This is a genomic window from Ignavibacterium sp., from assembly GCF_025998815.1.
Classification (GTDB): Bacteria; Bacteroidota; Ignavibacteria; order Ignavibacteriales; family Ignavibacteriaceae; genus Ignavibacterium.
In genome coordinates, this window is the sequence record NZ_AP026678.1 from 1,600,300 (window position 1) to 1,627,276 (window position 26,977).

A 26,977-nucleotide genomic window follows, 5' to 3' on the forward strand; every position below is an offset into this window, starting at 1 on the left:
TATGCAGAAACAAAAAAAAATCCTCTTTCTTGGTGGTGCTCCGTCTCAAGTACCAATTATCGTTGAAGCCAAATCAAGGGGTTTTTACATTATAACCTGTGATTATTTGCCAAATAACCCTGGACACAAATTAGCGGACGAATACTATAATATTAGCACGACTGATGTTCAATCTGTATTAAAACTTGCAGAAGAATTAGGCCCGGATTTTATTGTTGCCTATGCATCTGATCCAGCTGCTCCGGTAGCCTCTTATGTCTCGGAGAAACTAAATAAACCTGGTAACTCCTATCAAAGTACAAGAACATTAGCAGAAAAAGATTTATTTAGGGATTTTCTAAAGCATAATTCTTTTAATGTTCCTAATTTTATTAGTACTGATAAACATAGCTATAAAAATTTAATTGATAAATTTAATTTACAGTTTCCGGTTATTGTAAAACCAAATGATTCATCTGGCAGCAAAGGTGTTAGTTTAGTTGACTCAATTGATAATTTAACTGGTGCTGTTGATTATTCTATGAAATTTTCAAGAAGTGGGAAAGTAATCATAGAAGAATATATAGATAATTCACAGGGTGATTTACATGGTGATGGATTTGTACTTAATGGAAAATTAATTTTTAGCTGTTTAGGTGATCACATTTATAACAAATTATCAAATCCTTTTAATCCATGTGGTACTTTATGGCCTTCAAAAGTATCATCAGATTTAATTAAAAAAGTTGAAGCAGAAGTAAATAAAATTATTAATAAAAGTGGATTCTCTTTTGGGCCTATCAATATTGAAGCAAGAATTAATAGTGAAGGCAAATTATTTATAATGGAAATAGGTCCTCGCAATGGGGGCCATTATGTTCCACAGGCCATTAAGTATTCTACTGGTTTTGATTTGGTCAAATTTTATCTTGATGTTTTGGAGAATAAAAATATTGAAATAAAAAACTTTGACTATAACAATTATAAATTTGTCTCTTACTTTGCAATACATACTGATCATAAAGGTATTTTTAAAGATTTGAATATTAGTGATGAAATTAAACCTTTTATAAAAGAGATTTTTCTTTATATGTCTCCCGGAACTGAAGTTAACAGTTTTATTTCTTCAAATTCAGCGGTTGGAGTTGTTATTTTACAATTTAGTTCAAGGTTTGAGATGGAATACTTTTCAAATAATTTTCAAAAATTAATATCTGTTAATTTAATAAATTAAAAATTTGAATTTCCAGCAATATTTTTTCCATGATGTCAAACAAAATTAAAATTCAATCTAAAAACATCAAGCTAAATGAACTTATACGTTTACTTGAAGATTGCGATAATGATTTTATACCAAAACTTTCAAGCAGAGTAAATATATCAGATTATAGTAGGAAATTATTAGATAAAGCGGAAATTAATACTTTAGTAAGTGGCGATAAAATAGTTGGAATTGTTGCCTTTTATTGTAATGATTTTGAAAATAAAATCGCTTTTATATCATCTTTGTGTGTAAATAAATCATATCGAGGTTTGGGTTTGAGTAAAAGATTAATTGATACTGTTATTGAATTTGCCAAAAACAAAAATTTTAAATTTATAAGACTCGAAGTTGGGATTGAGAACTACAAGGCAAGAAAACTGTATGAAAAATTTAATTTTTACACAATTGATAAAAAAGAAGATACAATAATAATGCAATATGAAATCAAATAATTATAAGGTATCTATTTGTTGTATCACATATAATCACGAAAAATATATCCGTGATGCACTCGAGGGATTCATAATGCAAAAAACGGACTTCCCTTTTGAAATTATTATCCACGATGATGCCTCGACTGACAGAACCGCAGATATTATTCGAGAATATGAGAACAAATATCCTGATCTCTTTGTTTGTATATACCAAAAAGAAAATCAATGGTCGAAAGGTATAATGCCATTGCCAACTTATGTTTGGCCAAAAGCACGCGGTAAATACATTGCACTTTGTGAAGGTGACGACTACTGGACAGACCCGTATAAACTGCAAAAACAGGTGGATATTCTCGAAGCTCATCCGGAGTATTCAATGTGCTTTACTGCCAGAAATGTCATTGATAGAGATGGAAATTTCTTCCGAATTGAGAGGTATCCCCAAAGAATCTTTAAGACCAAAGATGTAGTCAAAAATTTTATTCCCGCAACGCAAACAATTTTAATGCGTAACTTTCCTGGATTAATTACTTTTAGGCAAAGACATTCTTCTTATCCCTCTGGCGACAGATTAGTTGCTTATTATTGCTCTCTGATGGGTGATATTTATTATCTGGACGAAGTTACCGCTTGCTATCGCGAATCCGGCGAAGGAGTCTGGTCCTCTTTTGATAACCTTGCAAAAAGAGAAAAAAGATTGGAAAGGTTTAGAGAATTCTATAAAATTCTTGGAATTGAGGAGAATAACATAAATTTAATCGACCGTGGCTTATATGAGTTTTATTCCTATATTAAATCAGAACTGAGTCATCCATTAAAACTTATTAAAAACTTTAATAAATATTACAGGAAATATCTTGATGCTACGCAGCTTTCACTATTTTTAGTGGTGCTTTATCTTAGGATTAAAAGAAGAGTAGTGAAATTCTTTAGGAAAATATTCTTTAAAAATAATTTATAAATTTACTTCCAAATCACACTATAAATTTTTATATAATTAATTTAAGAGTTGCAAATACTCAATGTTACCCATTGTATCAATCTGCATACCTGTTTATAACTCATCTGAATGGCTGAGTCAAACAATTTTGTCTGCAATAAACCAGTCATACAAAAATATTGAAATAATCATAGTTGATGACGGCTCAACTGACAATAGCTGGAATATTATAGAAGAATATCAGAAAAAATTTCCTGAAATTATCAAGGCAATCAGGCAGGAAAATAAAGGGGCTTGTTCTGCCAGAAATAAAGCTTTGTCAGTTTCTAATGGACACTATATCCAGTGGCTTGATTCAGATGATCTGTTGGATAAATATAAAATTGAATCCCAGTTGGAAGTAGTAAAGTTTGTTAAAGATACAGAAATTTTATTGTCCTGCTCCTTTGCAAAATTTTATGAAGATATTTCTAAAACCAGATTTATTCCAAACTCTCTCTGGCAGGATCTTTCTCCGGAAAATTGGCTTCAATTGCATCTTAAAGATAATTCGGTTATTTATCCTCATTGTTGGCTTGTAAACCGGAGAATCACTGAAAAAGCTGGTACCTGGAATGAAAATATCTTACTTAATCAGGATGGGGAATACTTTTCCAGAGTTGTCGCTTCAAGTAAGTTTGTAAAATTTGTACCTGAAGCGAAATGTTATTATCGCACAGGAAATTTGTCCAGTATAAGTAATAATAAATCAAAAAGGAAAATAGTATCACTTATTAACGCAAACCTTGAAATTGTTAATAATGCACTTAATTTTAATAATAATGAAAGTATGAAGACTGCTTGCCGGATATTCCTGCAAAATTTTTATTCAAAATTATTATTTGAAGATGATGAAATACCTGAAATCCATTCCCTGAAGAAAAAAATTTTATCTTTAGACGGTAATATCCCCCAGAAAATGGAATCTTTTAGGTTTTTTATTATGAGAAAGATTTTGGGTCTTAAACTGGCCAGAACCTTAAAATTATTCTTTTGGTCTATGGAGATAAGAATAAATAAACTTTTAAATAAAATTTAATCTGCATTCTCAGCTTTTACTTAAAATAAATCTGTGTGCAGCCGTCAAAATCAGTTAAGACCGCATCCCCATTATTTTTTACCACAAGGCTCGCAAAGGATTATTAAGAGTTTAATAAAAGAGGGTTAGCAGATAATTATAATTTGACTTACTGAAAATAAATCTCTTTAAATCAGTAAAAATCAGTTAAATCTGTGTTCCTGTTATTTTCATCTATAAAGCAACCAAAAGATTTTAATCTATTCAACTTTTTTCTATGCATACTCACTGCAATACAAAAACTTAAGATTAAAAAAGGTTTAATTATGGAAATAAGTTATTCGGGTTTCATTGTGCTTATCATTCCTCGGGCATTCAAATAAACTAATACCAAATCTTCTATTTCAGTCAATCCATCACCATTTAAATCTGTTGGTATATAACCTTCGGCACCCATCACATTATCAGTAAAAACCAGGTTCAAATCCAGTGAGTCAATTACATCGTCCTGATTTACATCGCCGCTGTAAATGCACCACTTCCCCGCCTTAAAAACTAAATTATTCCCAAATGCCTGAGTTGAATCGCTTGTAAAATCATATGCTGTAATCCCGGAATTAAATACCTGCGGATTTTTACTCCAGGTTTCGATTGAGTTGCGGTGTCTTATCACAATATAGAATTGTCTTCCGATTCTCATTGAATCAAACTCTGCTATTGAACTACCGGTACTGTCAACCAATAGTTTTGTTTGATCTAGCAATTGATAGGGACTTAAATTATCTCTTAGTTGAACAACAACGGTATCCGGCATCATTTTAATTCCGTTGAAAAGCCCTTCAATTAATAGTTTTAACGGAGCTATTTTCAATTTACTAAAACAATCAAGACTAACTAATGCAGACCCTAGCGAAATAAAATATCCCTGCCCTGTCAAATAAGTTGGGACACAATTAAAAATTTCTTTTGACAAAGATGATTTCCATATTTTGAAAATTATTGTGTCCCCCGGCGTGAAGCCATCTTTCTGAGTAGTAAGAGGATCATCTGTTGATGCAATAATTGATATTGGACTTACCGGATTAATCGGAGAGCTTAACTTTTTACTTCCCACACAAATATTATCATTAAATATTCCTATTTCATCACCATCTTCAAGCGGAAGTCCATCCAAAATTGCTGCAGATACATAAATATTCATCGGGAGATATGGGTTGTTATTCCACACAGGGATAAAATGATTTGAATTTTCAATGATCGAAATATCGCCTTGTTGAGCATTGAGTATTTGTGAAAAGAATAAAACCGCAGTTAATATTTTAATCATATTAAAGAAATATTTTAAGTTTCCAATCCTGACTTAATGTAGAGACACGCCAAAGATTCTCTCTACAAAATTTTGGTAGTCAATTTTTATAAATAAAACTAATACTTCTTATATCCAAAATCATTTTTCTAAGCCTCTTCTTTGGAGAAGTTTGGTGAGGCCTTAAACTCTATTACAGTTGACTTTAGTCAACTGGCACAAGGAAATATAACTAATTATCATTTAATCTACCCTTCGGCTTCAGCCACATTTCGGGATGAGCAAGCTCATCCCCTACATTCAATCTATTTGATTATAGCTTTACCTTAGCAATACCATTTTCTTCGTACTGATAAATGCATCCGCCTGTAATCTGTAAATATATACCCCCGATGATAAATCCGATGCATCAAACTCAACTTCATATCTGCCTGGCTCTTTATACTCATCCACTAATGTTGCAACTTCATTGCCAAGTATATCAAATACTTTTAATGTTTGCCAACTGCCTACTGGCGACTGCCAACTGATTTTTGTTGTCGGATTAAAAGGGTTCGGATAATTCTGCTCAAGTGCAAACTCTGTAGGTAAATCAACATTTACTTCTATCATTCCGGAAAAACTAAATTTTCCATCAAAATCTATTTGCTTCAGTCTGTAGTAATACTTACCCGGTAATAGGTTTTTATCAGCAAAAGAATAATTCTGAGTTTCAGTAGTTGTTCCTTTACCGTTTATAAAGCCAATGCTTTCCCAATCAATTTGACTTTTGACTTTTGGCTTTTGACCTCTCTCAATTTCAAATCCACGATTATTTAATTCGGTTGAAGTACTCCAGCTTAACCGTACATCTGAATTATTTACTAAAGCACCAAAAGAAATTAATTCGACTGGTATAACTGTATTAAACCTGATAACAGATGTTCCCAGAGGTTCAAAAAATTCTGAACCTGAAAGAAATACGGGATTTGAAATTGTAATGAATTGATTCTGATTTGCCTTCCAAACATTTACAATGATAGAATTTCCAGCAACAAAACCATCTGTCTCGATTGTTGTTGGATCATCGGCCGATAAAATAATCTGAACATAACCACGATTTATATCGTTCTGACTTATCTGAGCAGCACCAATGCAAATATCTGAGTAAAATATTCCGATTTCATCCCCCTGAATTAATGAACTTCCATCAGGTAAATTAAAATCAGTCACATAAATATTCATTGGAAGATATGGATTATCACTCCAAATCTGTGTGAAGTGCGAAGTATTGTTCTTTTCCGCAATAATATTTTTATTTAATTCAATTGATTTGGGTAATGCAGATTCTGTATATGTTAACGATGCAATTGAATTCACTTTCAAATAATATCCTTCTCCCGGTTTGAAATTTCCAATATTGTTTATCCAGCCAATCGGCTCGGGTAAATATTCAATTGCATTTCCCGCTTCATCCTGAACCTTTACCAGCTTTCCGTTATTTATAAGGTCCTGAAGTATCAGAAGTGCATTCTGTTCTGTCTGAACAGGATAACTGATAATATTCCATCCATTTGTTAAAATAATATTTTGCGGAAGCGGAACTTTTATTCCGGTTGTAATGAGGGAAGCTGCTGAATTGGGTTGAATTTTAGTATAATACCCTTCAGTAGGACTCCAGTTTCCTATATTATTTATCCATCCGATTGGTTCCGGTAGCTTCTCGATTGCATTTCCTGTTTCATCCTGCACCTTGATTAAAACATCCCCGCTTATTAAAGAATTGAATATACTCATCATATTAATGTTATCTGGCTGAACATTAAGCGATATTATATTCCATCCGCCTGTCAGCCCAACGCTTTGCGTCAGATAATTATATCCATTTAAATTAACTACGGAAGTTCCCTGCTGAATGAAACGTCCTGTTCCCTGTGTATATGAGGCAATCACTAATTCTATTTCCTGCTGGGTTTGTGAATTCCAGAACTTGAATACAATAGTATCGTTTGGTATGAAACCATCTACTTCATTCGTATTCGGATCATCCAATGAGGTAATTATCTGAACAAAACCGTTTTGCGGAATTGAATCATTTAGTCGTATAGACCCAACACAATTACCACTACTGAAAACAGCAATTTCATCACCTGCTTTTAATGAAGCATTCTCAATCTTAGCTGAGGTGATATAAATGTTCATTGGAAGATAAGGATTACCACTCCAGTTTTTATTGAAGTGCATAGGTGGTTGTTGTGTGTTATTAAAATATCTTAACATAGCGCCCTGATGTCCGGCAATAAAAACTGAGTTATCATTTTTCTTGTAAATGCTTTTCAGATTTTTGTTTGTAATGTTACCATAGTTTGTCCAGGTATTTCCAAGGTCATCGGTAAATAAAATTGTTCCGTTATCTCCAACCAACCAGATTGAATTTGCATCGATGAATGTAATTGAATTAAATGCTGTGTTGGTATTTGTATTTCTTGATAACCATGTTTCACCCCCATCTGTTGAAATCAGAAATGTGCTGTTACTGCCAGCAACTGCACCAAGGTTATTATTAAAAAACTTAATTGACTTTAAATCTGATACTGTACCGCTTAATTTATTTATCCAGGTTTCGCCTCCGTCTGTTGTTTTCCTTATGTTTCCGTTATCTCCTGCTACCCAACCATTTAATGAATCTGAGAAATAAATTGAATTACCTCCCGGTGTACTCTTCACAGTCCAGCTAACTCCGCCATCGGTTGATTTGGCAATTACATTATTTACTTGAAACGATTTGTTATTCTTAAAGTAGGTATTATCGGATAAAAGCCATCCTGTATTATGGTCAATGAAGAAAATTGATGACACACTTGTAATTTGATTATTATAACCCCAGGTATTACCGGCGTCGGTAGTATATTGTATTCCATCAGAAGTAGCAATCCAACCAAAATTTTCGTTAATAAAAAATATGTCACGAAGATATAATGGTATATCGTAATAATATGTATTCGTAACCCAGAGCTTCCCGCCATTGGTGGTTTTCATTAATAAATATCCATCCTCATTACCACCAAAACTTTGTCTGGTACCACCCGTCCATCCAAAAGAGTCAGTAATAAAAGAAACACAATTAAGTTTTTCCTTGCCCCCATAATTAACTCCACCGCTGAGTTGCTGAAACCAGTTAACACCATTATTCTCAGTTCTGAAAATCGATCCATTGAAACCTGTTGCAATTCCAAAACCACTTTCAGTAACGGATACTGAAAGTAAACCATACTCCTCCATACCGTGATATTTCAATCCCCATGTCGAACCGGCATCGGTAGTTGAAAGGATTACCCTTCGCCATCCTCCTCCATTTCCACCAACTGCAAAACCTGTATTCTCATCCTTGAAATAAATAGCACGGATACCGTAATATTCATCATCAATTAAAATTTTATGATTTTCAAAAGGTTTGTCATTTCTTGGCAGTGGTAAGCTCTTTTGTTGCCAGGTGATTCCACCATCGGTTGTTTTAAGAATAAACCCAATGCTAAAGTAAAATTCTCCCCCTCCGGCAAAACCCGTATCAGCATTAACAAATTCAACTGTATTTAAGGAACCAACTAACCCACTTAAATTCGAAGATAAATCAATCCAATTAATGCCCGCATCGGTTGATTTTAGAATTTTGGGAGAATTAGATCCTGGCTCATATCCGGTCGTATAAAAAATATTGTCAGAAGCTAAATCTGCAGAAAGTAATTCAATTAAGTTATTATTATAAACCTGACTCCACGAAATACCCCCATCTGTAGTCCTGATTATTATGCCTTTATCACCCACTGCAATGCCATTTAACTTATTGTAAAATTTAATTTGATTTAATCGCTCGGTTGTTCCGGAGTTTAATGAAATCCAGCTATATCCACCATTAATCGTTTTTAACAATATTCCTTGTTCACCGCAAATCCATCCGGTATCAATCGAAATAAAGAATATCGATTTAATTTCGGCGCTGGTACTGATATTTTGTTGAATCCATTCAATCCCACCGTCGGTGGTTTTTTTAATAAAACCATCTGAACCGGCAATCCACCCAACTGAATCGTTAATAAAAAAAGTACTCCATAAAGTATTACCTTCCGGTACTGGATTAATATCGGTCCATTGAGCTTGTATTGAGTTAGAAATCAGTAAAAAGGAGAAAATAAGTAAGATGATTTTCATAGCACAGCCCCTCTCTGTGAACACTTGAAACTTAAAAATTCCTTAAAAGAAAAGCAAAAATTCTTAAAGATGTTTGTTGAATAACTATTCTCAGTTGTCATATTAAATTCACTATGTTTACTAAAAAATGAAAATGAATGAGATTTATTTTCAATGAATATGCCTGATTTTTATCGATTTCCGGGGCTTTTTCAACATATTTATTCTTATTTTGCGAATAAATAGCATTTATGATTTATTTTGGACAAATTGATTTGAGAGATGGGAAGAATAACAATTACGATTAAATTCAAGACAAGCCCAGCTGATTAAATATTTTACTTAAAAACTTTGATGAGACCTTTTAATTTGATTAATGATCTTTCATATTTGAAAAAGTTTAATTTAAAATCCTCTCCTTTGGAGAGGTTTCGTGAGGCCCTTATTCGTTATATCAACTCTCCATTTTTAACGAAATGAACACAAAGATTTTTCAAAAGAACATCAGGAATTTTTATTTGCGAATCTTTAGGTATTGGATTCTCTGTGGTTCTCCGTGAAATTTCTCAGCTTATCTCCGTGTTATATTATTTTTCATTACACAGAGTTACACAGAGAATATTTGTGCTATAAACACAATATGCAGTACCGCAGAGAATTTATTTTGGTTAACACACATCTGTCCTTTAACTTCCTTACTTGCCTTTGCCTATTGAATACTGTAGACTGCTGACTGTGGACTGTGGGACTAGTTCCTTTAGTACTTTCTTCTATAAAAATATCATCCCCTTGGGATTTATTTATTTTACTTTACTTATTGCCTATTGGAACCTCCCAACCTGACACTCAATAAAATTTAATTCTCCATGCTATTAGAGTCTCTCCTTTGCAAAGGTTTGGTATGACCCTTTTAAAACGCTATAGCGTGTCTCTGCAGTTTTCTTGTCAACATTTCAAAGCAAATACAATAACTCAAATCATCATAATGATATATTAAAATCCTCATCCTAAAAAATCTATTATGACTTTTTACATTTAACTGTTTACCTTGATTTAATGAAAGCCTCTCCTTTGGAGAGGTTTGGTGAGGCCTCCTTTAAAATAGTAAAGACACGCCATGACTTGTCTCTACAAGTTTTTGGTAATCAATTCTTACAAATCAAGCTAACACTTCTTATATCCAAAATCATTTTTCTAAGCCTCTCCTTAGGAGAGGTTTGGTGAGGCCTATCAGGTCTTGCTTCCCAATCAAAATATTCAATAGAATTAAATTCTTAAAACTCCTTTTAATCACTAATTATACTGATCCACTCCCAATACTTTTCTTTGGTAAGATATTTTGTGTCAAAGAATGAATTATGATATAGAAAAACAAACTCGCCATTATATCTTTTAACTATATTTACGACATTCTTTAGTTTTTCCGCAAACTGTTCAGGTTTGTCCAGTTTCTGATACTCAGTAACACTCACTTCCATTAAAATCAATGGTGATTCTTTTAATTTAAGTTTTTTTCGGGTTAAAAAATTATAAACACTATAAGAATAACAGGTACCGCACCTGAACCCCTCCATCTCAGCAAATCCCAAAGTATGGTCTGATTCTAACCCATTATCATCCCACACCTGCCAGGTAAAAGGCACTTTAAATCTTAAATAATGATGCCTTCCGTTTTTAATTTTTACCCCGGTTGCATTACATAATTCATGATATTCATTTTTCCATTTTTCCGCGTTTTCAAGTGAATAGTAACTTGAATGAATACCTATATTGTGCCCCCTGTCCTTAATTTTCTTGAATATATTCTGTAATAATTTACTTCTATTATCATAACCGGGATCGAATTTTGTTTTTTCTGACTGTATAAAAAAGAAATTTGATTTCACTCCAATAGACTCTGAGGCATCCATAAGAAGTTCGTAAGTGTTACCAAGATCAAACCTCGGGTTAAATTTATTTATAAAATAAACCGGTATATCTCTGAGTGCATTACTATAATTTTTTCTTTTTATCAAATTTCTGAAGAATGAATTTCTCAGCATCTTTAAATCAAGTAACCTGAGAGGTGCATCTATGTCGTGTGTAATTACCGGGAGGTATTTTCTTTGAACTCTTTTAATGGAAGGGTCTAAATATTTTATTATATTCCATAAAAATTCAGCATATTCATTTACAACCGGCCGATGTACAAGATTGAATTTATACGCCACAGAGTTTTTATATTTGAACCTTCCATACTGGTCCATATCTTCTGAAATATATTCTTCCCATCGGGTTAAAAAGAAGTATACCCCGGCAAAAATATCCGCCTCACAAACTATACTATCTTCTTTTTCGCTCAAAACCGGATTTCCATAAAGCACAGGCAAATCATTTTCAAAAGTAAATTTACTTTTTATATACTTGATTTCAACAGGTATGTAATTTTTATTAAGGTAATCTTTTTCATTTTCTAATTTATTCCAGAAAGCATCATAAATGATCAATGATTTATTGGTTGAAAATCTTATTCTATAAGTATTCTCAATGTTTTCAAAATCTAGTAAATAGTTGATTCCTAAGAATTCATTGAAAATTATATCAAGTATATACTTTTTCTCTGATAAATTTTTTGGATTTATACTAATATTTATCATTTTATTTACCAATAAAATATAGTAAAGAATACTTTAAAGTCTCAGCGATATTCCTCTTTTTATAATAATTTATTATCTGACTATGTCTAACATTTCTTAAATGAGTTTTATTTGTTGTAAACACCGGCGTTTCTAAACTTCCGTCATAATAATTGGAGCAGTTTAATAAATCTGATTTTACATGAGCATCGTTACCAACTATTTTTATTTTTTTATACTTTTCAGCAAGGTTAAATGCATGTTCATTAAGTTTATCATTTATTCTTGCATTAAAAATTTCTATAAAATCAAATTGATTTATGAATTCTTCCTGATGAATTAAAAAAAGATTGTGTGATTTATATGGATGAGGCAGACAGAGAAATGCACCTTGCTGTTTCATTTTCATTACCACTGTTTCCCAATCTCCGGGTTCAACTTCCTCTTCTAATGGAAAACCAATAATATCACCGATATCGGATTTCACTTCTTCCCCAATTATTACAGTAAATTTATCTTTGTACTTTTTTGTGGCATATTCTTGAGCTTCAACAGCACCTTTAATTGTATTATGGTCAGTGATTATTGCTGCATCAAATCCGTTCTGAAATAAATAATCAACTATGAAAGAAGGCTCAAGTAAACTGTCAAATGAATATTTTGTATGAATATGGAAATTAATTTTCTTGTTTAATATGTCCATGTGGATATTTCTTTATTTTAAGTAATTTTATGAAAAAATGTAAAAAATTATGAAGCAATACAAAGGGATCATCAAAATGAAGATTGCTGAATATTTTATGATTTTTTTTAATCTTTCTGAATTCTATTCTGTTTTTCTTATCTGAATATAAAAGCCATAATAAATCGTAAGGAAAAACCCATCGGAAATAGATGTCTGTTTTGTAATCGGATGCTGGAACATCTTTACCGAGTGCTATAAGATAATTTAGATAAGGGAAATTTATTCCGGCTGCATAACTAAGTTCTAATGACCCCCAGAATTTCGGATTTACTTCCATAAGTACAAATTCATTTTCAGAAGTCTTTTTGAATTCAACCATTGCAACTCCCTGCCATTTAAGTTCTTGAAGCAATTTATCACCTAAATATTTTAATTTTTCATTATAAGCACTTCTGGCCAGTGTGCTTGCACCACCAGTAATCGGAAATTCATGAATTCTTTCGTGCATAAAATATCCTTTACACGCTCCGTTTTGATAAATACCATAATATCCTGCCCCAGTTCCTTTAATGTATTCCTGAATTACAGGGAATGTTTTAATATTTTTCTTATTTTCCTGGTACAACAGAAGATGATTTTTTAATTCATTCCTATTATTACAATAAATTACACCACCTTCATTATAATTAGTTTTTTTAATAACACAGGGGTAAGGGATTGAGTTTAGGAATGAATCATTTATTTCGGTCTTATTATTAAGTTCAATTGTTTTGGGTATTGGAATTCCTAATTTTTCTGCATAATTAAATGTTAATTGTTTATTCTGAGCTATCTCCATTGTTTCAATTTCAACAACAGGCACCTTTGCATATTGTTCAATTTTATTTTTATACAAAGAAGCAAATCTGCAGGAGATATTACCGACAGGCATAAAAACTTCAACTGGGTTATTTCTTAAAATAACCTCAAGCTCCTGCCAATACTTTTCAAAATCATTCTGTTCTGAACTTTTTAACAAATTTGTTTTGAAAAAAAATTTTTTATCAGGCAGGACAGAGTAAAAGTTAAGGTCAGTAATTGAATTTAAGATTACACCTACCTTTAATCCTTTGGACTTCAAAGCTCTAATTATTGCATTTGTATTCTGATAATTTCCGTCGGTTACTATAACATTAAGTCGCATAGAATAATTATTTTAATTCAATATAATATAAGGCTTGTATAACTTGATTTTTAATTACATAATTTAAAAATAGTTATTTTCGGAATAAGGAAACCAACTTCAGTATTTTTATTTTATTATTAACTTTTTCACATACAAATCTACTCAATCAATATGCCTCATTTTATTTAATATAATGCTTAAATGATAAGAGAGAATTCTTAAAATGTAAAATAATACCAGAATTGTTTTTTTTTGAGAATTTTTAAATAAAATTAAGAGTAGAATAGATTAAAAAAAATCTTGTGATATTTACTATTCTTGCTACTTTGTGATTTTTTATTTATCCCAGTATTAGCTAAAAATTCAGTCTTTAGAACAATGTCTATAGAACTATAATATTTAATCCAATTAATTTATAAAAAATACTTCGTTTTGATTTGTTTAAAGAGTCTCAATGAGCAAGTAGAGACAAGCCATGGTGTGTATCTATAAATGTTAAAAAAACCCTTCTTAAAAATTATGAAAAGTTGAAATGCAATTATTATGCTATACCAAAGTTCTCTCTCAAATAACCCTGATGTCAAATTTTTTAATATGACTTTTTTAACCTTAATTTAATAAAAGCCTCTCCTTTGGAGATGTTTGGTGAGGCCCGCATTTCGCTTTTTCTCGCCTGTCTTTCAATTTCTCAACTTTATCCTTCAAAATAAATCCATCTTTTTCCACTGATTTGAAGACACGCCTAGACTTGTCTTTACAAGTTTTTGATAATCAACTCTCACCAATCACGGTAAAACTACCTATGCCTAAAATCCTATTTCTTAGTGCTTTTCTCAGTAGAAGTTTGGTGAGGCCCTTATTCGTTATATCAACTCTCCATTTTTACCGAAATGGACACAAAGGTTTTTCAAAAGAACATCAGGAATTTTTATTTGCGAATCTTTAGGTATTGAATTTTCTGTGGTTCTCCGTGAAATTTCTCCAATTCTCTCCGTGTTATAATATTTCTCATTACACGGAGTTACACAGAGAATATTGCTGCTATAAACACATTATGGAGTACCGTAGAGAATTTATTTCGGTTAACATACATCAGAACTTTAATTTCCTCAATTGCCTTTGCCTATTGAACACTGAAGACTGCTGACTGTTGCCTGTGGACTGTGGACTGAAGACTGTGGACTGAAGACTGTAGACTAATTCCCTTAGTGCTTGCTTCTTTAAAAATATCATCCACTTGGAGTTTTCTTTTTTATTACTTTGCTTATTGCCTACTGGCGCCTTTCGGCTTAGCACCGAATAAAATTTCATTCTTCAGGGGTTTTAAAGCCTCTCCTCAGGAGAGGTTTGGTGAGGCCTCCTTTAAAACAGTAAAGACACGCCATAGCGTGTCTCTACAAATTGCCTACTGCTTACTGTCAGTTGCCTACTGACAGAAGATCATCTCAACAAAACCATCTTCCTTGTATTAACAAATGCATCCGCCTGTAATCTGTAAATATATACCCCCGATGATAAATCCGATGCATCAAACTCAACTTCGTAAACTCCAGGTTGTTTATATTCATTAACCAGCGTTGCTACTTCATTTCCCAATAAATCATAAACTTTCAGACTAATCAAAGTCCCTTCTCCTTTGGAGAAGGGATTTAGGGATGAGGCTGGCAAACTGAATCTTATTTTTGTTGTCGGATTAAACGGATTCGGATAATTCTGCTCAAGCACAAATTCTGTAGGAACTTTATCGTTATATTCATTATTAGAAACCATCAACTGACCATAAAACTCTGTTTCCCAGATACTGGCCCAGTTATTTTGAGCTGAGTTATTTAATACAATTATCCTGATATATCTTGCTGGAACCGCGTCCAGAATTTGCTCATCCCACTCTGCGCCTTGTAAAGAAGATACATTAGTTCTAACTTCAGTCCAATTAACCGAGTCAACAGAAACCTGAATAGAATACTGATAAGTTCTTTCAGCATATCTGAAAAACTGTACTCGGGTTTTGTTCAGTATTTTGGTATCCCCAAGGTCATAACCAATCCATTGCGGCAAGCCTGGTGCGGCCCATCTCGTAGTAGGATCACCACTGTTCGCAGTAAGTCCATCAAATGTTTTATATGGGTTTAAGTTTGTATCTGGTGCACTGGATGCATCTGAATTGAAAGGAGTAAATTTAACCATGGTCAGCAATGTATCAGGGTTGTATCCATATGAAACTGAATTAAAAGAGGAATTAATCAGATTACCCGACATATCAGTAACATTATTAACTGTTACATTATAAAAACCTGGTGAATGTGGTGTGGTGCTTAATCGTATATTTGATCCATTAAGTAAAACACTGTTGACCTGTATTCCGTTATTTATAATATAATTCCCTGTATTATTAACAGATGCCGGATTAAGATTTTCCGAAAATGTAAGTGAAAGCGTTATATTATCAATCAAGGTTGCACTAACAAGTCTTGGAGCTATTGTGTCAGTGCTGGCTGTTGTGAAGCTCCACACACTGCCTGATCTCGTAGCCCCCTGATTATCCCTGGCCACAATTCTCCAGTAATATGTCGTTGCTGCGTTCAGATTATTTTGAACAAAATTAGTGTTTGTGAGATTCTGTGCTGCAAGAGGTGGATTATTATTTGTACCAAAATAAATATCATAAGTAAGCGGATCGCCATCAGGATCAGTGCAGGACCAGGTAAGTGTCAGTGATGTGGCCTGACCGGAAGCACCATTAGATGGATTGGGATTTGAAGGTGCATTTGGTGGCAGGTTGCCTGATGAACCACCGGGAAATTCCCATGCACCTATTGTTGGAGCTGTTTCACTGCGTGGAACAGGGTTACTCCAGCTAACATAAGGATTATCAAATCCTTTCCATTCAAGCCCGAATGATTCAACAAGTGTTTTCAGATTAACCCACTGATTACCTTTAATTTTAATATCATTTCTTCCCGCATTTATTCCAACGCTTCCAGACGTTAATCTTAAATCTTCTTCCCAATATAAATTTGCATTATATTGTAGATTTTGGAATGTAGGTGATGAAGTAGTTGAACCTAACATTTTCATAGATGAAAGATTATTCCATTCGCTTAATGTCCAATTACCTTGTGGTGTATTACCATACCAAGCCTCAATATGTTTTATGCTTCCTCCACCTACGATAGCATGTATGTTATTATCAATATACATAGCATTATAACTTTCTGTTGCTTTTCGTGGTACTCCTAAAGCTCTTGAACCATCAGATTGTATATGATAAAAGATATTATTAACTGCATATAAACTGTCAAGTTGTTTACCTGTTACCGTATCTGGCAATGTTGTCATCATAAACAAATATCTTTTCCCAACCATTGTATTATTTATTAAATATACTTCTCCATCTCTTTTTATATCAGCTATCCCACCATTTGGATTAAGTCCATTATATGCGTAGGTTTGCCACATTCCAACACCTGCTCCATAATGTATAGCAACATTATTATAAATAACTGTTTTGTAACCTCCCCAAGAATTACCATTCATAAATATTTGAGAGCTGGCTTGTTTAAGATTTATTAACACATTATTAGTAATGTAAACATCTCCAAGACCATGTCCAAGTTGAATGCAATCATTATGTCCATCACCCGTATAATTTCCTTGAAATAAATAATTCCCAATTATTCTTACTCCGTGCATCCAATATCCTGTAATTACATCTGTCTGAGCAGTTACCTGAGTATCAGTAGCAACATAACACCATCTTATAAATACACTGTCAACATTACTATGTAAACCAGGGTCATAATTTGGGTCATAAACAAATGAACCTGTTGTGCTAACTTTCCCGTAAATGTTTATTCCAGTATTTGCACTTTTTCTTATGTCTAAAGAATCAAGATATTTTACCTTTCCTTGTCCAACTCTTACTCCACCTAATGAATTTCTTATTTTAAGTTTATATAATCTTAAATAACTTCTGCCTGTAATCTTTATTGCATAATCATTTGGGTTACTGAAAACTACTTCACCAGTATTTGCAGGGTCTGGCATTAAAGTAATTAAAGCACCAGGTGCTCCGCTTTTCAGCCAATCTAATTGCTGAGTATAATACCCTTCTACAAAATATACAGTATCACCAGGTTGAATATTTAATGTGCCATGATTTGTATAAAATCTTGCATTAGCTCTGCTCAGACCATCCTGGTTACCTGAACCCGTAGGTGATAAATACCATCTGTTTTGAGCGAATAAAGAGAAGGATAATAATATTATTAGTAGGATTGTTTTCTGAAAAAAAGATTTAAACCAGCCAGAATATAATTGTGACATAATATCTACTCCTGAATTTTTTCATTTATAAGCCAAAAATGTACCGAACTGAACCAATGAATTTTTGATGAAATCAAATTGAGACAAAATGTAAAATCGTAATAATGGTAACTTTTACATAACATTTCTTAAGAACGACAAATTATAACGCCGAATGGCTAATAGTAAAGTTTTAGAGCATTGCAATAAGGAGAACAGCAATTAGAGGTGTATCAAAAATTTTGCGCTCTGGGCTACAAACTTAACTTATTTTTCATTTAAACGAAATACCTGACGAAAAAATTTTATAGGTCGAAATTTTGGGAGGTTGGGGTTAGGAAGTTGAGTAGTGGGTATAAGGTTCAAGGTAAACGGAATATGGTATAAGCAATTTTTTAGGATAGATTCATAATTTTTATATTTTTCTCAACAAATTTTGTAACAAAGTGATACAGTTTAATAATCCTCTTATGGATCATTCGGTTAAAATAATCCTAAATCCCAAAGGGATGACATTATTTATTTACATAGCTTTTAAAAGAGAGAGTGTTTTCAATGAATTAAGATAAGCAAAAATCCCAACGGGATGATATTATTATAGAGAGTTATAAATGAAAAAATTAAATAGCAATCCCGAAGGGATGACATTATTATAGAGTGTTATAAATGAATGATTAAATGTAAATCCCGAAGGGATGATATTATTGTAACACATCTCATCAAAAAAAATTACCCCCAATCCCAAAGGGATGACATTATTATAGAATCATTAGCAATAATCTAAACCGAAATCCCGAAGGGATGACATTATTTTAGTAATAAATAAATACATTAAATCGAAATCCCGAAGGGATGACATTATCTTTAATCTTTCATATAATCTTCAATAAATTAATGTGCATTAATAATTTCATTCCTATTGGGATATTGTTTTGTTGTTGATACATCATTGTTACAACAATTTCTCCCCTTTGGGGATATTATAAATTCTAGATTTAATATTCATAATTCGATATTCATTATTCATTGCCTCCGGCAATTCCCCTCCTTCGGAATGGACAGAGTCCATTCCCTACATTTTAAAGAATACGATAGCATCACAAATACTTGTTATCACTACCAACAAGTCCTTCTCTTTCCGCCAAAGGCGGACTAGTCCAAGAGAAGGATTTAGGATGAGTTCAAATTTCAACATTAATAATTCAAAACCTTATTATAATCCAAATGGAATTACACTATTGTAATATATCCGGTCAAAAGGATTACCTCAAATCCCCACCGGATGATATTATTATAGAGATTTATAAATGAATAAATTAATTCGAAATCCCAACGGGATGATATTATTATAGAATCATCATTAATAATTTAAACCGAAATCCCAGAGGGATGACATTATTAATCGATGTAGTATCTATTGGGATTCACAAAATTCGATATCTAATAATTTCATCCCCTCTGAGTTTTTGGTTTGTTGTTGAGACGAATTCGTGTTATAACAATTTCTCCCCTTCAGGGATTTAATAAATTCTAGATTCGATATTCATAATTCGATATTCATTATTCATCGCCTCCGACAATTCCCGTCCTTCGGAATGGACAGAGTCCATTCCCTACATTTTTTAAAATCCGATAGCATCACAAATACTTGTTATCATTACTAATAAGTCCTTCTCTTTCCGCCACAGGCGGACAAGTCCAAGAGAAGGATTTAGGATGAGTTCAAATTTCAACATTAATAATTCAAAACTTTTTAATAATCCCAACGGGACGATATTATTATAGAATCATCATTAATAATTTAAACCGAAATCCCAGAGGAATGACATTATTAATAGATGTAGTATCTATTGGGCTTCACAAAATTCGATACCTAATAATTTCACCCCCTCTGGGTTTTGGGCCTGTTGTTGAGGCGCATTCGTGTTATAATAATCTATCCCCTTCGGGGATATTAAAAATTCTAGATTCAATATTCATAATTCGATATTCATCATTCATCGCCTCCGGCAATTCCCCTCCTTTGGAATGGACAGAGTCCATTCCCTACATTTTTTAAAATCCGATAGCATCACAAATAATTTTTATCACTACCAATAAGTCCTTCTCTGTAGAAGAGAAGGATTAGGATGAGTTCATAATTTGAAGTTTATTATTTATTATTAAAAATTTAATCCCAACGGGATGATATTATTATATAATCATCAGTAATAATCTGAACCAAAATCCCGAAGGGATGAAATTATCTTTTATCCTTCAGTCAATCTTCAATAAAATAATGTGTATCAATAATTTCTCCCCTTTGGGGATATTAAAAATTCCAGATTCAAAATTCATAATTCGATATTCGATATTCATTATTCATCGCCTCCAGCAATTCCCCTCCTTCGGAATGGACAGAGTCCATTCCCTACATTTTTAAAAATCCGATAGCATCACAAATAATTGTTATCACTACTAATAAGTCCTTCTCTTCTAAAGAGAAGGATTAGGATGAGTTCATAATTTGAAGTTTATTATTTATTATTTAAAATTTAATCCCGAAGGGATGACATTATTAATCGATGTAGTATTTATTGGGATTCACAAAATTCGATATCCAATAATTTCACCCCCTCTGGGATTTTTATTTGCTGTTGAGATAGAACTGCGTTACAACAATTTCTCCCCTTCGGAGATATTAAAAATTCCAGATTCGATATTCATAATTCGATATTCATCATTCAAAATAGTACGCAGATTTTTATGATTTGTTATGATTGGTACTGATGAAAAATCTTACGATATAAACCAAAATGTTCATTATCTTCTCCAACAAGTCCTTCTCTTCCGCCAAAGGCGGACAAGTCCAAGAGAAGGATTTAGAATGAGTTCAAATTTCGATGTTTATAAATCAAATTCATTTAATAATCCCGAAGGGATGATATTATTATAGAATCATCAGTAATAATCTAAAAGGAAATCCCGAAGGGATGACATTATTATAAAGATTTATAAATGAAAAAATTAAATGGAAATCCCTGAGGGATGATATTATTAATAGATGTAGTATCTATTGGGATTCACAAAATTCGATATCTAATAATTTCATCCTTATTGGGATTTTGTTTTGTTGTTGATACATCATTGTTACAATAATTTCTCCCCTTCGGGGATATTAAAAATTCGAGATTCAATATTCATAATTGGATATTCGATATTCATTATTCATCGCCTCCGGCAATTCCACTCCTTCGGAATGGACAGAGTCCATTCCCTACATTTTTAAAAATCCGATAGCATCACAAATAATTTTTATCACTACCAATAAGTCCTTCTCTTTCCGCCAAAGGCGGACAAGTACAAGAGAAGGATTTAGGATGAGTTTTTAATTTCAATATTCTTAATTCATCTCTCCCATAAAATCGTAAGCACCGACTTATAATTAGTCAGATACATATTCTGCTCATACATTCTGTAATTTCTTCTATAAAGTTTATCCTCTAAAAACCAGGCATCAGCCAGCACTTCGTTAATGTCAGTATCCATTTGTCCTGTTGTAAAATAATCATATGCATATGAATTAGCATTAACTTTATATCCTGCGGGAATCCATTGGAAAGTAAAGTTTTTATTAATTGCACTCCAGATTACTTTTTTATCTTTGCTCAGAATAATGGCAACCGGATGATTACCAATTTCAGCATATCTTATTGCTGCCGAAGTTAGAGAAGTTTTAAAGTACTCTGCACAATCTTTAATCAATTTGGCGCCCGGAATTTTACCTCTTGTAAATTCCCAAAACCATTTTTCATACATCAGTAATTCAGCCGCAAAAATATTAGCATTACGCTCAAACTCTTTTTTCGATTTATAACTTAACAAATCCGATGAGGTGCAACTGCGAATATCTTTTTTCCTTTCATTTAGAAAATGACCAAGCTCGTGTGCTATAACAAATCTTTTTTGTCCTGTGTCTGTAATATCCTTGTTAATTTTAATTAATCCGACATTTTCTGTATGATGAATCCGCGCTAAGTGATTTTTAAGATTTGCTTCCTCAATAATTATATTTTCATATCCGGCTATTGCATAAAGATCTATATGCTCGGGTTTGGTAATCCCGAATTTTTCAATTACTAATCTGGCATTTGCTTTTGCAATCATTATTCGATTTGCTGTTTATCAATAAAATCCTTTAATAGTAGAAGTTTCTTTTGATCTAGCAGAATTTCTTCTATATCTTCTTCTGTCAGATCACCTTGTTTATTAAATGCAAGCTTAATCTGCACCTCCAGTTCATTATTTGCCTTAGATAATTTAAGTTTTTCTTTCAACCCGGATAGAAGTGAAGAATACTTTACTATTTTTTCTCTTCCTTCATTATACAATGCTTCCCTTTTTAATTCAATTATTTTATCCAATAATGCAGTTATGAATTCATTGTAATTGAAACCAAGTTCGTTCAGTTCTTTTTCAATTTCTTCCGGAGTAACGAGGTCAGGATCGGCATAGATATCTGCCAGTAATTTAATTTCCTCCTTTTTCATATAACCTCCCGGTGTGTTTCGTTCAAATATTTTTTAGCGATTAAAACTGTTTTAACAGTTTGGAATTTTTGCTCGTTTATTTTTATCATACAGATACTTAGAAGACCAAATTTAAAATATCATCTATTCTCAACATCATTCTGTCGAGAAAGTTTTATAAATTCCAAATTAATTTTCATAGATGCCTGTTTTGCTTTATCACTCTATTTAATTATAGGCACTTATCATTATCCCATTTTGCCCCGAAAGCGATGTGTGACTTCATTGAATTTGCAGACTGTGCAAATGAATTTCAGATTCTTACTAATATTCTTTTCCAAAATGTTTTGTAAGAACTCTTTTAATTCTTTTTTTTATGGCATCCTGTTTTTTTGTGGGAATGCCATAGTCTTTTTCAATTTCTTTTGGTGTTTTCCCTTCCAGTAAAAGTAAAAACAAGATTCCCATTTCAGTATCATCATTAATTTCTTCATAGCATTTTTTAATAAGATCATTATTGTCAATCATAGTATCAATTTCTTCTTTAGTCTTATCTGAAAATTCTTCAGTAATTCTATAATGTACTCCGGATTTTTCATCATATCGTTCATTTTCCACAAATCTCCTTTGCTTTTCGGCAATGTGACTAACTTTGTTCCAGATGGTGTTGTACATATGCGTGTCAAGAGTTTCTTTATCCATATCCCATTTTATCTGTTCTGTGATAGTCTTTTCAACAATTTCCATAATTATGTCTTTAGCTAATTCTAAACTGTCTTTGTGATTACCTAAATAAAAATATATATACCGTAAACACACCCATATCCATTTTTTGGGTATTCCTTTATTAGTGGTTAGAACCTCTTCAAATATTTTAGCTTTTTCAACATTTATTGACAATTAAAGCATCCCTCTTATTTCTTATATATCATTAATTCCGGCCAGAAACGGAATTCCGCCACAGAAAAATAAAAAATTTTTATGGCGTATTGATTTACTTCGTCGGAATTAATGAGAAAAATAAAATTTTACAATGAGTATAGTTAGTAACGAAATATTGAGACTTTTTAGACAGCGTAAGGCAGTGCTTATTACTAAAGTCGTTCTAAAGTCACTGCAAAGTCGGTTTAAAGTCACTAAATGGTCTCTCGAATGTGCGAGACCATTTAGCATAAATATCCTGCGTATTATAACAGGATTTAAAGTCAAAGTTTATACAATGCGCTCACCAACAATTACTTTTCTGCTTAAATAAAATTTAAGGAATTAATTATTTGAAAATTAAGACAGCTATTAGAAAAAAATATTATGATTTAATTCAATAGTTGTAAAGTTTAACTAAAAATTTTTAGAAAGGAAAGAATTAAAATGGCTAGATTAAAAAAGAAATTATTCGGCAATATCTCCGGTGCTTTCGGAGATGCAGTATTCAGACAAATTGGAACAACAAATTATATTGCCCAGAAACCTGCAAGTTATAAAAAGCCTGATACTCAGGGATTCCGTGAGAGAACTATAAAGTTCTCGTTAGCAGTAAAACTTGCAAAAAATATCAATCGGGTAAACGATCTTAAAAAAATCTGGAAAACAGAATTTCCGACCGTTACCCGTTTATTTAATTTTCTGGTTCAAAAAAATTATGGCTACATTACGGCTGATGGTATATCATCCAATCCCCGGATAACTCCTGATGAAAATTCATTCAAAGCCATAATCATTTCGAATACTGTGACTTCCGGAAATATTAATGTCAAAATTCAGGCACTAAATAATATTCCTTTGCTTAATCCGGAATTCGATAAAAAAATTAAATTGATATCAATCATATTATTAGCAGACCCGGTAGATAAGAACAAAAATGCATTTGAACTCATCACAATTCAATCTGATGCTCAGGTTCTTATTCTTTCCGAAGTGCTAACATTTGATATTGATATCTCCCAGACTTATGGTGATTTGATACAGAACTACAATTCTAAGAAAGTATTTTCTGCTTTGATAACACTGGATGATAATAATTTACCAGTAAATCGTTCAACTACTTTCTTTAGTTCTTAGTATCAAATAAAATAGCTTCCCCTACCTCAATAAGGGGAAGCTTTTTATATAATGCAAAAATTAAATTATCCCATTTATATTTTCAGAAATACTCTTTAATTAAAATTTATTTATAATTCCTAATAATTGTTATATCTCGTCATTTCTCATCAATTAGATTTTTATATTTGAATAGTCTTTTGAAGTGTTTAATTAAACCCTCAAGAATTATTAATGAATTCTGCTTTAATTATCGCTATATTATTGAAACTTTTTGCTTCAATGGAAAAACAAATTCCTAAATTAAGACAATTGTTGTTAAATTAAATGAGTTTTTAAGCATTTACGCTGGCATATTATTTTTAATATCTCAGTAATAATAGAAATCCCTCCTTAATTTGATAGGGTGAGTCATTATAATTTGAAAATTTACAATGGAACTTACAAGAGAATCATTATCAGAAGAGTTAGTAAAAGACATTAAACCTATAAATAATGTCCGGACTGATGAATCTTATTCTTTCTTTAATCAATTTATAATTGATGATAAAGTAATCAAAGTTTATGAGTCTAAAATTCTGATTGATGATGAATGGGATAAATTTGTCACTGGAATAAACGACAGCTGCCTGCACCAATTAAGTGGGTGGGCTGATGTTAAGAGTTCAGAAGGGTGGGATTTTATCAGATTTATTTACACACAAGACAACATAATAATAGGGGGCTATCAAATTTTAATTAAAAATTTTCCTTTTATCGGTAAGATTGCATATTTGAATCACGCCCCTGTTACACAGATTCAGAATTATGAATTTGTAAAAAAATTAATTGAAGATTTTAGGATTATTATTAAAAAGATAGGAATTAGACTAGCAATAATAAGCCCACCATTCAATAACAATATTCTGGTTGATGAATTAACTACCCGATTTGATAGGAATATTTTTTTCAATGTGATAAATGCAGAAGCTGAGATGGACTTATCAGCAGATGAAAATACAATTTTAAAGAATATGCTAAGAATGCGAAGGCAGAATATCAGCAAGAGAACTACTTATAATTACCACATTTTTGAAGGAGGTGAGGAACATCTTGAAACCTTCTTTAAACTTATGTCTGACACTTGTCAAAGGAATAATGTGAAGCCAAATCCTTCAAGTTTGGCTATGGTAAAGAAAATATGGAATTATTATCATTACAAAAACTTGCTGAATCTATACTTGTTTAGTATCAACAATGAAATTGTTTCTGCAATTCTTGCTTTTGAATATCAGGATCGCTTTATTCCATGGAAATTTGGTTGGTCAGGTAAATATGCAAAATTTAAGCCCAATGACATTTTTCACTGGGAGTTAATTCGAATTGCTAAGCAGAAAGGATTTAAAAAGTATAACTTAGGAGGAGTCAATTTATCAACCGCCGAAAAACTTTCTTCATTAAATAAAAATCTTAATGAGAAAGAACTCAAATCAGCTACCTTTTACAAGATGGGTTTTGGCTGCTATATTAGACGACTACCTGATTCTGTTGTTCATATTCCCAACCCGGTTTTAAGGGCATTATATAAATTTTACCTAAGCTTGAACAAAAGTAAACTAATACTAAAGAAAAAATTCCGCATTAACCTTAATGCTCATTAAAGTTCACAGAGCTAATTACCAATCCAATATTAAATTTATTTTCTTAAGTATTTCTGATTTAGCTAAATATAATAGCAAATAACTTCTAAACTCATCATTCCTTATTCAACATTCATTATTTAAAATAGTACGCAGATTTTTATGTTCTGTAATGATTGGTACTGATGAAAAATCTTACTACAGTAGCACAATATTAATTTTAATCTCCAACAAGTCCTTCTTTTCCGCCAAAGGCGAACAAGTCCAAGAGAAGGATTAGGATGAGTTCATAATTTGAAGTTTATTATTTATTATTCAAAATTTAATCCCGAAGGGATGATATTATTATAGAGATTTATAAGTGAAACAATTAAATCAAAATCCCAAAGGGATGACATTATTAATAGATGTGTATCTATTGGGATTCACAAAATTCGATATCCAATAATTTCACCCCTTCTGGGTTTTTGGTTTGTTGTTGAGAGGCGTTCGTGTTACAATAATTTCTCCCCTTTGGGGATATTATAAATTTTAGATTCAAAATTCATAATTCGATATTCGATATTCATTATTAAAAATAGTACACAGATTCTTATGATTTGTTATGACTCGCACTGATGAAAAATCTTACGACAGCGACACAAATATTAATTATCATCTCCTACAAAGCCCTTCTTATTCCACAAAAGACGGACAAGTCTAAGAGAAGGGATTAGGACGAATTTAGAAATTCGAAATAAATCATTCACTTCTCCCTATAGTTAAAAATCTGGAATTAAAGCCAAAAAGGTTGAGAACAGACATAGTCTAAATCATACATAATATTAAATAATACAACATCTCCATCAATTATTTACAAAAATTCATTCCTTATTTGAATCTGGCCAATAAATTAT

15 protein-coding genes are annotated in these 26,977 nt (G+C 32.1%); 6 read left to right on the forward strand and 9 right to left on the reverse strand.

Annotated elements, in window-relative coordinates; genetic code table 11:
• Position 1: 1 nt before the first annotated feature.
• The 4 genes from Q0X14_RS06930 (at position 2) to Q0X14_RS06945 (ending at position 3,695) form a co-directional block, all read left to right on the forward strand.
• The gene (locus tag Q0X14_RS06930) at positions 2 to 1,213 is read left to right on the forward strand and encodes an ATP-grasp domain-containing protein (RefSeq protein WP_297844324.1); all 1,212 of its coding nucleotides are present in this window, start codon (positions 2 to 4) and stop codon (positions 1,211 to 1,213) included.
• 32 nt (positions 1,214 to 1,245) lie between these two features.
• Positions 1,246 to 1,695, forward strand: a complete 450-nt coding sequence (locus Q0X14_RS06935) for a GNAT family N-acetyltransferase (protein WP_297844326.1) — start codon at positions 1,246 to 1,248, stop codon at positions 1,693 to 1,695.
• Positions 1,682 to 2,638 carry a glycosyltransferase gene (locus Q0X14_RS06940; RefSeq protein ID WP_297844329.1) on the forward strand — a complete coding sequence of 319 codons (957 nt, stop codon included), beginning with the start codon at positions 1,682 to 1,684 and terminating at the stop codon, positions 2,636 to 2,638. Before Q0X14_RS06935 ends, Q0X14_RS06940 begins: the two co-directional genes overlap by 14 nt.
• 61 nt (positions 2,639 to 2,699) lie before the next feature.
• The gene (locus tag Q0X14_RS06945; RefSeq protein WP_297844331.1) at positions 2,700 to 3,695 is read left to right on the forward strand and encodes a glycosyltransferase family 2 protein; all 996 of its coding nucleotides are present in this window, start codon (positions 2,700 to 2,702) and stop codon (positions 3,693 to 3,695) included.
• Between the two features lie 316 nt (positions 3,696 to 4,011).
• Here Q0X14_RS06945 and Q0X14_RS06950 read toward each other — a convergent pair whose 3' ends face one another.
• The 9 genes from Q0X14_RS06950 to Q0X14_RS06990 form a co-directional block, all read right to left on the reverse strand.
• On the reverse strand, positions 4,012 to 5,001 hold the full coding sequence (locus tag Q0X14_RS06950) for a hypothetical protein (RefSeq protein ID WP_297844333.1): 990 nt from the start codon (positions 4,999 to 5,001) through the stop codon (positions 4,012 to 4,014).
• A 300-nt stretch (positions 5,002 to 5,301) separates the two neighbouring features.
• Positions 5,302 to 9,168, reverse strand: a complete 3,867-nt coding sequence (locus Q0X14_RS06955) for a YCF48-related protein (protein ID WP_297844335.1) — start codon at positions 9,166 to 9,168, stop codon at positions 5,302 to 5,304.
• Between the two features lie 1,265 nt (positions 9,169 to 10,433).
• Positions 10,434 to 11,489: a polysaccharide deacetylase family protein gene (locus Q0X14_RS06960; protein WP_297844338.1), complete on the reverse strand. Its 1,056-nt coding sequence runs from the start codon at positions 11,487 to 11,489 to the stop codon at positions 10,434 to 10,436.
• Between the two features lie 295 nt (positions 11,490 to 11,784).
• Positions 11,785 to 12,465: a PHP domain-containing protein gene (locus Q0X14_RS06965; RefSeq protein WP_297844341.1), complete on the reverse strand. Its 681-nt coding sequence runs from the start codon at positions 12,463 to 12,465 to the stop codon at positions 11,785 to 11,787.
• Complete coding sequence (locus Q0X14_RS06970) at positions 12,440 to 13,630, reverse strand: ATP-grasp domain-containing protein (RefSeq protein ID WP_297844344.1); 1,191 nt, start codon at positions 13,628 to 13,630, stop codon at positions 12,440 to 12,442. The genes Q0X14_RS06965 and Q0X14_RS06970 overlap by 26 nt, the downstream gene beginning before the upstream one ends.
• Before the next feature lie 1,422 nt (positions 13,631 to 15,052).
• A complete protein-coding gene (locus tag Q0X14_RS06975) occupies positions 15,053 to 17,938 on the reverse strand; it encodes a discoidin domain-containing protein (protein ID WP_297844347.1) in 2,886 nt (961 codons plus the stop codon).
• 3,366 nt (positions 17,939 to 21,304) lie between these two features.
• On the reverse strand, positions 21,305 to 22,063 hold the full coding sequence (locus tag Q0X14_RS06980) for an ImmA/IrrE family metallo-endopeptidase (protein WP_297844351.1): 759 nt from the start codon (positions 22,061 to 22,063) through the stop codon (positions 21,305 to 21,307).
• A complete protein-coding gene (locus Q0X14_RS06985; protein ID WP_297844352.1) occupies positions 22,063 to 22,446 on the reverse strand; it encodes a hypothetical protein in 384 nt (127 codons plus the stop codon). The genes Q0X14_RS06980 and Q0X14_RS06985 overlap by 1 nt, the downstream gene beginning before the upstream one ends.
• Before the next feature lie 303 nt (positions 22,447 to 22,749).
• Positions 22,750 to 23,325 carry a hypothetical protein gene (locus Q0X14_RS06990; protein WP_297844353.1) on the reverse strand — a complete coding sequence of 192 codons (576 nt, stop codon included), beginning with the start codon at positions 23,323 to 23,325 and terminating at the stop codon, positions 22,750 to 22,752.
• A gap of 468 nt (positions 23,326 to 23,793) precedes the next feature.
• Here Q0X14_RS06990 and Q0X14_RS06995 point away from each other — a divergent pair, with 468 nt between their 5' ends.
• Together Q0X14_RS06995 and Q0X14_RS07000 are read left to right on the forward strand one after the other, a co-directional pair.
• Positions 23,794 to 24,483 carry a hypothetical protein gene (locus Q0X14_RS06995; RefSeq protein ID WP_297844355.1) on the forward strand — a complete coding sequence of 230 codons (690 nt, stop codon included), beginning with the start codon at positions 23,794 to 23,796 and terminating at the stop codon, positions 24,481 to 24,483.
• A gap of 413 nt (positions 24,484 to 24,896) precedes the next feature.
• Positions 24,897 to 26,102, forward strand: coding sequence for a peptidoglycan bridge formation glycyltransferase FemA/FemB family protein (locus tag Q0X14_RS07000; RefSeq protein ID WP_297844358.1), 1,206 nt, complete (start codon positions 24,897 to 24,899; stop codon positions 26,100 to 26,102).
• Positions 26,103 to 26,977: the final 875 nt, after the last annotated feature.